A 10,099-nucleotide genomic window follows, 5' to 3' on the forward strand; every position below is an offset into this window, starting at 1 on the left:
GAATCACCCGGTCGAGCCGCCCCGCCCCACCCCAGACGTCTTACAGCAGCGATGACGACAACCGGCAAATGTTCTCTAAAATCTTCACACGGTTAGGGCGGTTGACCCATTCGTCATAGCGCAACGTCTTGCACCGGGAAATATAGGTATCCGAAACGTCGTCTAGTTCGCGCACCATTTTCTTATTCACAATGAACGTGGAAACTTCCAGGTTCAACGCAAACGAACGCGGATCCATATTTGAAGAACCGATGAAGGTGTAGCAGTCGTCAATAATCATGTACTTTGAGTGCAACACGGTGGGGCCGGGGTATTGGCGAATCTTCACGCCAGCTTTGAGCAGTTCTTCGTAGTAGGATCTTTGCGCCATATTGGGCAGGAACTGGTCGCCCTTCTCGCAGACAATAAGTTCAACGTCGATTCGCGAGAGCGCGGCACTGGTAAGCGCCTGCAACAATGTTGACTCGGGTACGAAGTAAGGGGAACAAATGACGATGCGTTCCTCAGCATTATTAATGAGGTAGTTGATGAGCCGCAGGTTATTTTCGGTTTCAAAACCGGGGCCAGAGGGCACAATCTGAGCTAGCTGACCGTCGTTAATGGTCTGAATATCCGAGTTGATTTCGCCCAGAGGTAGTTCTTTAGTTTCCGAATACCAGTCGGACATGAACACCGCGTTGAGCTCATCAACAATAGGACCCTTAGCGGAATATGTGAGATCCTTCCAGAGCAGACCCCTCTTTTCATTCTTCTTGAGGTCGTAGCAAGCATCAATCGCATTTTGCGAACCGGAATAAGCGATACGCCCGTCAATCACCAAAATCTTGCGGTGGTTACGCAGATCGGGACGTTGCCATTTTCCTCTAAAAATATTGATGGGAAGCATCAGGTGCCACTGAATATCTGATTTGTTCAGCATGCGGCGCAATCTCTTGTACGAGGGGTATTTGCGCGAACCAATCTGATCAATCAGCACGCGAACATTGACGCCGCGTTCCTGGGCGCGAAACAGTGCGTCCCACAGCGGAATCGAAGCACCAGAGTAGGCGGTGATGTAGAACTCGAAGTGAACGTAGTCGGTGGCTTTATCAATTTCCTCCGCCATGTGCAGCATAGCTTCATGGCTATCGGTGTGGAGCTGAAATTCGTTACCACCCACCATGGGGAGCGCACCCAGTCGGTAGTTGAGCCGGGCTGCCACTTTTGCTTCTTCGGGTAGCTCGACGTGCGTGCCCAGCACGGGGTTGACCTCGTCGTCGTCGCCGTTGTCAAGGCGCTCGCGGATCATTTCGTTCATGACTCGCTGACGGGCGCGGCGGTGCCGCGGCAGGTGGGAGGAGCCGAAGAAGAGGAAAGCGATGAACCCGATGTAGGGCACCAGGAAGATTGCCATGAGCCAGCCGAGGGCGACCACGGGTTTGCGGTTGTAGGGGAGCCAGCATAGGGCGATGATACGCACGACAATGTCGATGACCAGTAGCGTAATACCCAGCCAAGTGGGGAGGTTGGTTAAATCCACCATGTTACTCATGAAGTTCACTTCTTTATCATAGCTGACTTGCTGAGATACTTATTTGAGATGTCTGCAGGTGAAGCGGAGGGTAATTTATGACCCAGTATGTAGTTGCAGTTGTGCAATTTTGCAGAACTGCATAAAGTAGAGGGGTGCAAAATTGTGAACCTACGCTTCGAGAGCGACGCCGGGAGCGGACGTGGAAAGCTATCCATGAGGCTGCCGTCGCGCTGGTAAAGAAAAACGGTCTGAAGCAAACAACTACCGATGAAATTGCTGAGCGTGCGGGTATTTCTTCGCGTACCTTTTTCAACTATTTTGCGACTAAAGAAGACGCCGTGTTAGGCCTGCGGGAACCGCAAATTACGCCTGCGATGATTCAGGCGGATCAGGCCCGGCAGCAAAGTTATGTGTTTGACCGAGTAGTGCACCTGCTTTTGGATGTGGTGGTGGAGTCAATCCCTGCCACTGAACACCGACGTTATCGAGAGCTGGGTAAGAAGTACCCCGAGTTTCGCACCCGTTTTAAGGTGTATTTGCTCAAGTGCGAACGTGTGGTGGAGGATTTTCTGCGCACGATTGATTGGCAGGATTTCGCTGCGAATAATCGTCGGGGGCCGTTTAGATTCTTGGAGGAAGGCGCCGAAGTTAACCAGGAGTACTGGGGTAAAGCGCGCGCGTCCGTAACCATTGCTTCTGCAATTTTGCGATATATGGATTTTTCGCAGGGTTTGCCCGAGGGTGAAGCCCGCGACCAGGTGGTGCGTGAGAGCGTGGATTTGTTTAGGGATTTGTTGCGCGAGGACTAAGTTTTTATACCTTGTGGGAGTCGGGGGCTTATACTCTGTGCGGGGTCTTAATAAGATAGTCAGTAGGTATAGAAATTTACGATGATCAATATTCCAAGGAGACTGCCGTGAAGATTTTGACCCCCACCAGCATCACATTGGATGAATCTAAGTTAGGGCTGACGGATGAGGACCAGCTCGTTTCTTATGACCCACAGGAGAATCTGGCTCCAGAGCACTATGACGCCGACGTCCTGATTGCCTGGGCTAATACTAACGAGCAGCTGAAAGATGCCGCCGCGCATCTTGATCAGGTGAAGTTGGTGCAGGCGTTGTTGGCTGGGCCGGATCAGGCGCGTGCTGCGGGGTTCCGGGAAGAGGCGATTATTGCTTCTGGTAGCGGTCTTCATTCACTGACCGTGGCTGAGCATGCTCTTGCGTTGACTTTGAATTTCATTCGTTTCTTGCCGGTCCTGGCAGAGGAACAGGATCGTTCTCATTGGGCTTCTGAGTTGGGTGGTGCGCAGGAGCTTCATCCTGAGGGCAAGGTGACCACTTTGCTCGATGCCAATGTGTTGATTTGGGGTTTTGGTTCAATTGGTAAGGAAACCGCCCGCCTGTTCAAAGCATTTGGTTCCCATGTAACCGGTGTGGCGCGTAGCGCCGGTACCCGCGGTGGCTTCCCTGTTATTACCGAAGATCAGATGGGGGAGTATTTGCCAGAAACCGATGTTTTGGTGATGATTCTTCCGACGAGCGATAAAACGGAGCAGGTGCTCAACGCCGAGGTGTTGAAGCAGCTCCCTGCGCGCGCGTTCGTTATTAATGTGGGGCGCGGGAGCACCGTGAACGAGCCAGATTTGATGGAAGCTCTTAACGGCGGAAACCTCGCAGGGGTGGCGCTCGACGTCGTTTCTCAGGAGCCCTTGCCCGCCGAGCATCCTTTGTGGGGCACGAAGAATCTGGTAATTACCCCTCATGCTGCCGGCGGTCGACCGGTGGACGCCGAATCTCTGATTGCTCAGAATCTTGAAGCGCTTCGCGAAGATGTCGCGGGAGGGTACGGCGAGTACCGCAACAAGATGAATTAGTAGAATATTTTTTACCCACCGGTAATTCAATAATGGCTCTGTCCGCACTCGGCACAGAGCCATTTCTGTGTGTATTTTCAAGCTGACGAGGAAATATGTAGCAGAAATTTTAGACATGAAGAAGAGTGACGACGGGATGTTCACGGGATAAAACCGGTTTGGTATGTCTTACATATTGGTTATAAGATTTGACCAACCAGTTTCGAAGTGTCATGAGTCACAGCAGTGGCTCGGCTGAACCTGAAAAGGTAATCACACACATGCAAAAGTACACGAATACTTCGCGCTTGAAGGAGAAAGTACATGTTTAAGTACATCCTCAAACGCGCCCTTACCTACGTGGTCATGATTTTCTTGGTCACCAGCGCCGGCTACTTCCTCGCCGTCCAGACCATGAACCCTGCTCTCCTTGAGCAGGAAAAAATTCCGCGTCCTACACCGGAACAGATTCAGGCAAACTTTGCCTCACTGAAACTTGACCCACAGATGAGCGCCTGGGAACGCTACGTACAGTGGCTCAAGGACATTCTTTTCCACTTTGACTGGGGACGTTCGCCCAACGGCGCGTACATCAACAGTGAATTTGGCCAGCGTGTTTGGGTCTCTACCCGCCTTTTTGCCGCAGCTATTATTTTGTCGCTGATTATCGGTGTGGCTCTGGGTGTGTTTTCCGCGGCTCGCCAGTACAAAGCATCTGACCGTATCATTACCGGTTACTCCTACCTGGTTTACATCATCCCCGCACCTATTGCTTACTTCTTGGTGCAGCTGGGAGCGGTTGCTATTAACCAGGCGGCAGGGGACCGTATTTTCTTCGTGACAGGCATTTCGTCGCCGGGTGTTGAACCTGGCTGGCCGACCATCGTCGATATGGCGGCTCACTACCTGGTACCTACTTTCTGTATCACTATCATGTCCTGGGGTGGTTACCAGATTGCTCAGCGCCAGTACCTACTCGATAGCGTGAATGCTGACTTCGTTCGTACTGCTCGCGCGAAAGGTCTAACCCGCAACCAGGCGATTACTCGCCACGCACTGCGCGTTTCCTTCATTCCTGTGGCGCAGTCCATCGCTTTTACCGTTCCCGCAATTTTCACCGGCGGTTTCTTCGCTGAGGCAATCTTCGCCTGGCCCGGAATCGGATTGTGGTCGCTTCAGGCGATTGGTGCGCAGGACGTCAATGCGGCAACTGCAACTCTTGCCTACGGTTCGGTGCTCTTCGCCGTATCAGCGATTTTGGCTGACATTGCAACTACCATTGTTGACCCCCGAGTGAGGATGAATTAATGACTGCTGCAGTTCCTCCAACAGATAATCTTCCTCGCGAGTCGCAAGATGTTCCCGAGTTGAAGGTGGATGACACTCCTGACTTCAAAGTCATCAATAAGTCCACGATCATTACCCGCCGGTTCTTCCGTAATAAGGCGGCGGCGTTTGGTCTGATTGTGTTCATTCTCGTAGGTCTTTTTGGTCTCTTTGGCGGCTTGTTGGCGCAGTGGGATACCAACACCATTGACCCCTTCTACATGGCAACCGGTCCCAGTGCAGCCCACTGGTTTGGTACTACCAGCGCTGGAACCGACCTGTATGCCCAGGCTGTTGAAGGTGTGCGTACCTCGATGGCAATTGGTCTCATTGTCGGTGGTTTGAGCGTTATCATCTCCGCCGTCTATGGTTGCCTCATGGCGTATTTCGGGGGCAAGCTCGATAACGTCATGCTCTTCTTCCTCGAAACTCTCATGATGGCACCTCAGCTTCTGGTGATTGCAATTGTGATTAACGGTGCTGGTGGCCAGAAAATCCGCGAAGTTCTTCCCGGCTGGGTTATCCTCACCATCGTTTTGCTGATCTTCTCGTGGATGTATGACGCCCGTGTGATTCGTTCGATGGCGATGTCACTCATTCAGCGCGATTATGTGAAAGCCGCCCGCTACATGGGTGTTTCGCCTTTCAAAATCGTTTGGCGTCACCTGGTTCCAAACATCGGCTCCCTGCTGGTTTTGAACTTCACCCGCGGTATTACCTTGGCGATTCTTTCTGAGGTTGCTTACACCTTCGTGGGTATTGGCGTGAAGTACCCCAACTACTCGCTTGGTTCACTGATTGCTCAGGCATCGAGCCAGATTAATACTCTGCCCTGGATGTTCTGGATTCCCATGATTCTGTTTTTCTTGCTCGTTGGTCCGCTGTCTTTGATGAACGACGGTTTGCGCGACGCATTTGACCCCACCTCACTGTCAGTGGGTAAGGCTAAGAAAGACAAGAAGGAGAAGGCAAAATAATGAGCGCTAATCCCGTTCTTTCGGTCAAAGACCTTAACGTTTCATTCAATACTGAAAACGGCGTGGTACATGCGGTTCGCGGTATCAACTTTGATTTGCATGCCGGTAAGACGCTCGGCATCGTGGGTGAATCGGGCTCCGGTAAGTCGGTAGCTTCGATGGCGATTATGGGGCTTCACCCCACCACCGCCGATATCACCGGTTCTATCCAGTACAAGGGCAAGGAACTGCTTGGCCTGTCGGATAAAGAGATGTGTGAGCACCGCGGTAAAGATATCGCGATGATTTTCCAGGATCCGCTGAGCTCTCTGACCCCGGTGTACACCATTGGTGATCAGATTGGTGAGGTGCTGAAGGTTCACAACAAGGGCATGAGCAAGCAGGCGATTAAGGATCGTTCGGTAGAGCTGATGCGTTTGGTGGGTATTCCTGATCCTGCGAACCGTCTGAAGTCCTTCCCTCATGAGTTCTCTGGTGGTATGCGCCAGCGCGTGATGATTGCTATGGCTATCGCTAATGATCCCGCAGTTCTTATTGCGGACGAACCTACCACCGCTCTGGATGTAACCATTCAGGCTCAGGTTCTTGAGGTCATGGAAAAGGCGCAGGAAGAAACCGGCGCGGGCATCATTATGATTACCCATGACCTCGGTGTGGTAGCTGGTATGGCAGATGACATCATGGTCATGTACGCTGGTAAGCCTGTGGAAATTGCACGGGCTGAGGATATCTACACTCGCCCTGCGCACCCCTACACCATCGGTTTGCTGGGTGCGGTTCCGCGTGTTGACCGTGCGGATAAGGTTTCGCTGGTTCCTATCGACGGTACGCCGCCCAACCTCTTGAACAAGGTGCACGGGTGCTCGTTCCGCCCTCGTTGCCCTATCGCTAAGTCTGGCGGTCAGTGCTGCAAGGATGTGGCTGAAGAGCCCGAATTGCGCTTGATTGAGGGTGCTGGTGAAGGTCATTATGCTGCCTCTGATATTGCTGAGCAACTCGTAGATGCTCGCCCCGAAGATCTTTACCCCGTACCCGAGGTTCCTGAATCTAAGTATGATTCGATTCCTCGTGAAGAGCGCCCCACTGTGCTTGAGGTCAAGAACCTTAAGAAACATTTCCCCTTGCTCAAGGGCGCTTTGGTGAAGCGTCGTGTAGGTACCGTCAAGGCGGTCAACGGCGTCTCCTTCGATATTCGCGAGGGTGAGTGCTTCTCCATCGTGGGTGAATCTGGCTGTGGTAAAACTACCACGCTGCTGGAAATCATGGAGTTCAACAAAGACACCGACGGCGACATCCTAGTGAACGGTTCTTCGGTACATGATGGGCTGAAAGGCTCTGAGCTTCTGAAGATGCGCAAGAACCAGCAGATGGTGTTCCAGGACCCCACCGGTGCGCTTGACCCCCGTTTTACCGTCTATGAAGTTCTTGCTGAACCCCTGGAAAACCAGGGTTGGAAGAAGAAGGACATTCAGAAACGCGTTATCGAACTGATGCGCACGGTGGGTCTGCAGCCGGACCATGTGAACCGCTTCCCCAATCAGTTCTCTGGTGGTCAGCGTCAGCGTATCGGTATTGCTCGTGCGCTCGCGGTTAACCCCAAGCTGGTGGCGTTGGATGAGCCGGTTTCAGCACTCGACGTTTCGGTTCAGGCAGGCGTTATTAACCTGTTGGAGAAGCTCCGTGCAGACCTAGGCTTGAGCTACCTCATGGTGGCGCACGACCTGGCTGTGGTTCGCCATGCCTCTGACCGTGTTGCAGTGATGTACCTGGGCCGCGTAGTGGAAATCGGACATGTGGATCAGGTGTTCGACAACCCGATTCACCCCTATACCCGTGCGTTGCTTTCGGCTATTCCGGTTCCTGATCCTGAGGTGGAATCATCTCGCGAGCGGATTATTCTGGAGGGTGATTTGCCGACGCCGCTGAACGCGCCGGACGGTTGCCCATTCAGCACGCGTTGCCCCATCTTCAAGTTGCTACCTGAGGACAAGCAGAAGGTGTGCACCAGTGAGCATCCGGCGATGAGCCGCGAAGGCAACCTGGATCACGAGTATGCCTGCTACTTCCCCAACGAGGAGGTCGCTATCGTTTCTGCGACTAACCCTGAGGCGGTTGTTGGAGTATCGCAGGATGAAACCCCCTGGGGGGATTCTGCGTTGGCTGCAGATTCGACCGTGGCAGATTCAAGTGCTGCGGGTGAAGGTTCGATTCGGGCTTAGTTTGGTAAATACATGCTGACTAGGGACTTTGTGAAGTTCTTAGGAAGCGCCGTTAGTGCCGGCCGAGTGATGTGTGCAGGGGTAGCCCCTCTTTGGAGGTGGCTACCCCGTTTTTTCTTTAACATAAAGCGGCTTTTTTAATATTTCTCTTGCGATGTGGGTCACATTTAGGGTTAGATATACCTCAAGCAATAAGACTTACCTCACTAAGTTCGATGGGGTGAGGCAGCCTGTTTCAGTCGTTCGCTTTGAGGCTGAGGCACTATCAAAAGCACAGTGTGCATGGACTAAAAGGACAATAGTATGCCCAGGAATTTTGTAGTCAATCGTCGTTCACTTCTGCTCGGCACCTCAGCTCTGAGCCTCACTGGCCTTCTCGCAGCCTGCGGCGGAGGCAATGGCGGTAACACCACCAGCGCAGAATCAGCATCGGCGCTCGGCGTGGGCGAGGATATTGCAAAACTGGTCAGTATCAATCCCAAGAAGCGTGAAGAGCTAAAAGAGGGTGGGCAACTTACTCTGCCCTTGCAGGATCTTGGTCCCGATTTCAGTCCCGTTAACAACAACGGTAATTCCAGTGAAAACCTTACGGCGGTCAATACCGTTCATTTCTCTGCTCTGAATGGTTGCTGGAAGTCTGATATCGAGGGTAAAGCAACGGTGAATCCTGACTTCTGTGAGTCATTTGAAACGAAGATGGAGGGTGGCAAGCAGGTTCACCGCATTAAGCTCAACCCCAAAGCGAAGTTCAATGATGGTACTCCTATTGATATTGAGTCCTTGAAAGTTACTCATGAGGTACTCTCCGGCAAAAACAAGGAGTACAACATCGTCAACGCTGGTGCATATGAATTCATCGACACGATTGAACAAGACGGCGAGGCCATCAAAGTAACTATGGTTTCCCCCTACTACCCAGTAGATGCTCTCTATGGACGTCTATTGCACCCAGCTTTTAAAGACGTCGAAACTTTTAATAATGGATTTGTGGATAACTTGCACCCTGAATGGGCGGCAGGACCATTCACTGTAGAAGAGTGGAGCTCATCTGAAAAGCGTCTGACTGTTAAGCGTAATGACAATTGGTGGGGTGAGAAGCCCGTTCTCGAAAAGGTTATTTTCCGTCAGATGGAACCGTCTGCTGCGCGCGCAGCTTTTAAGAATGGTGAGGTTGATTCAGTCGGCGCGCGTACGTTGACCGCTTACAAAGACGTCGAAGGAACCGCTGACACCGAAGTTCGTCGCGGTCAGCGTTTGTTCGCGGGCGGTCTAAATATGGCTTCTGGTCGTCTGCCTGTAGAAATCCGTAAAGCTGTGATGGCGTCGGTGGACCGTAAAGCACTTGCCGAAATTCGCTTTAACGGATTGAACTGGTCTGAAGAGATTCCCGGGTCGATGATGCTCATGCCATTCTCTGAGTACTATCGAGATAACTTCTCCGAAGCAAAGAAAGAATGGGGCGATGCGGCAAAGATTCTTGAGGGCGCGGGTTATAAGAAGGATGGTGATTTCTATAAGAAGAACGGAAAGAACGCTAAATTCTCCGTAACAACCTTTGGTGATGACCCGGTGAGTTCCGCGCTATCACAAACCTTGGTGCAGCAGATGAAATCGGCTGGTATCGAATGTGTAATTGACAATAAACCAGATGCTGAATTTGCGAAGGTTATGGGTAACAACGAATATGATTTCACCTTCTCGGGCTATAGCGTAGGCTCTGATGCTACGAGCGTTACGAGCCAGTACTACCTGCACGCGAACGCTGGCGAAAATTTGGGTAACGATAAAATCGACAAAATGATTAAAGATATGCAAGGAGGCTTATTCAAAAGTAGGAACACACCCACACCCCACCAACTAGACAACGGCCCCACCAGCGGCAAAAATAAGAGGATTAAATCACTACAAATAACCTCAAGCCATACCGGAAGAACCGTTGCTCCACCAGCGTACAACAGGGCTCACACCTCAGCAATTCACCACGCTACTGACAGCCCTCACCTCTCATATCACCTGGGCAAAACCAGGCGGAAGACCACCAGCACTAACCCTGGCCCAGGGTCTTAAAGTCACCCTTTTCTACCACCGACACAACCTCACCGAAGAACTCCTCGCAGAAATCTTCAACACCTCCCAGCCCACCATCTCACGGACCCTCAACACCGTTGAAAAAGCACTTGAGAAAGCCCTCAGGCCGCTAGAACAG

The 10,099-nt window shown here is 52.0% G+C and carries 8 protein-coding genes; 7 read left to right on the top strand and 1 reads right to left on the bottom strand.

The features are described from left to right. Window positions 1-40: 40 nt before the first annotated feature. Window positions 41-1,531 carry a cardiolipin synthase gene (cls, locus tag A7E48_RS09860; protein WP_141669446.1) on the bottom strand — a complete coding sequence of 497 codons (1,491 nt, stop codon included), beginning with the start codon at window positions 1,529-1,531 and terminating at the stop codon, window positions 41-43. Between the two features lie 134 nt (window positions 1,532-1,665). On the opposite strand from cls, the gene A7E48_RS09865 reads away from it, so the two are divergent. From A7E48_RS09865 to A7E48_RS11630, 7 genes are all read left to right on the top strand, one after another. After that, window positions 1,666-2,322 carry a TetR/AcrR family transcriptional regulator gene (locus A7E48_RS09865; protein WP_083147359.1) on the top strand — a complete coding sequence of 219 codons (657 nt, stop codon included), beginning with the start codon at window positions 1,666-1,668 and terminating at the stop codon, window positions 2,320-2,322. Window positions 2,323-2,429: 107 nt separating this feature from the next. After that, window positions 2,430-3,392, top strand: a complete 963-nt coding sequence (locus A7E48_RS09870; protein WP_068172927.1) for an NAD(P)-dependent oxidoreductase — start codon at window positions 2,430-2,432, stop codon at window positions 3,390-3,392. Between the two features lie 303 nt (window positions 3,393-3,695). Then, window positions 3,696-4,679 carry an ABC transporter permease gene (locus tag A7E48_RS09875; RefSeq protein ID WP_068172928.1) on the top strand — a complete coding sequence of 328 codons (984 nt, stop codon included), beginning with the start codon at window positions 3,696-3,698 and terminating at the stop codon, window positions 4,677-4,679. Continuing rightward, a complete protein-coding gene (locus tag A7E48_RS09880; RefSeq protein ID WP_083147360.1) occupies window positions 4,679-5,674 on the top strand; it encodes an ABC transporter permease in 996 nt (331 codons plus the stop codon). Before A7E48_RS09875 ends, A7E48_RS09880 begins: the two co-directional genes overlap by 1 nt. Continuing rightward, entirely contained in the window at window positions 5,674-7,893 is a 2,220-nt protein-coding gene (locus tag A7E48_RS09885) for an ABC transporter ATP-binding protein (protein WP_083147361.1), read from the top strand. The genes A7E48_RS09880 and A7E48_RS09885 overlap by 1 nt, the downstream gene beginning before the upstream one ends. A 303-nt stretch (window positions 7,894-8,196) precedes the next feature. Continuing rightward, the gene (locus tag A7E48_RS09890; RefSeq protein WP_068172929.1) at window positions 8,197-9,960 is read left to right on the top strand and encodes an ABC transporter family substrate-binding protein; all 1,764 of its coding nucleotides are present in this window, start codon (window positions 8,197-8,199) and stop codon (window positions 9,958-9,960) included. Further along, window positions 9,944-10,099, top strand: a 156-nt coding sequence (locus A7E48_RS11630; protein WP_369796782.1) for a transposase family protein, incomplete at its 3' end; no start/stop codon positions are given. The genes A7E48_RS09890 and A7E48_RS11630, both read left to right, overlap by 17 nt.

Source organism: Rothia sp. ND6WE1A (genome assembly GCF_001683935.1).
Taxonomy (GTDB): Bacteria; Actinomycetota; Actinomycetes; order Actinomycetales; family Micrococcaceae; genus Rothia; species Rothia amarae.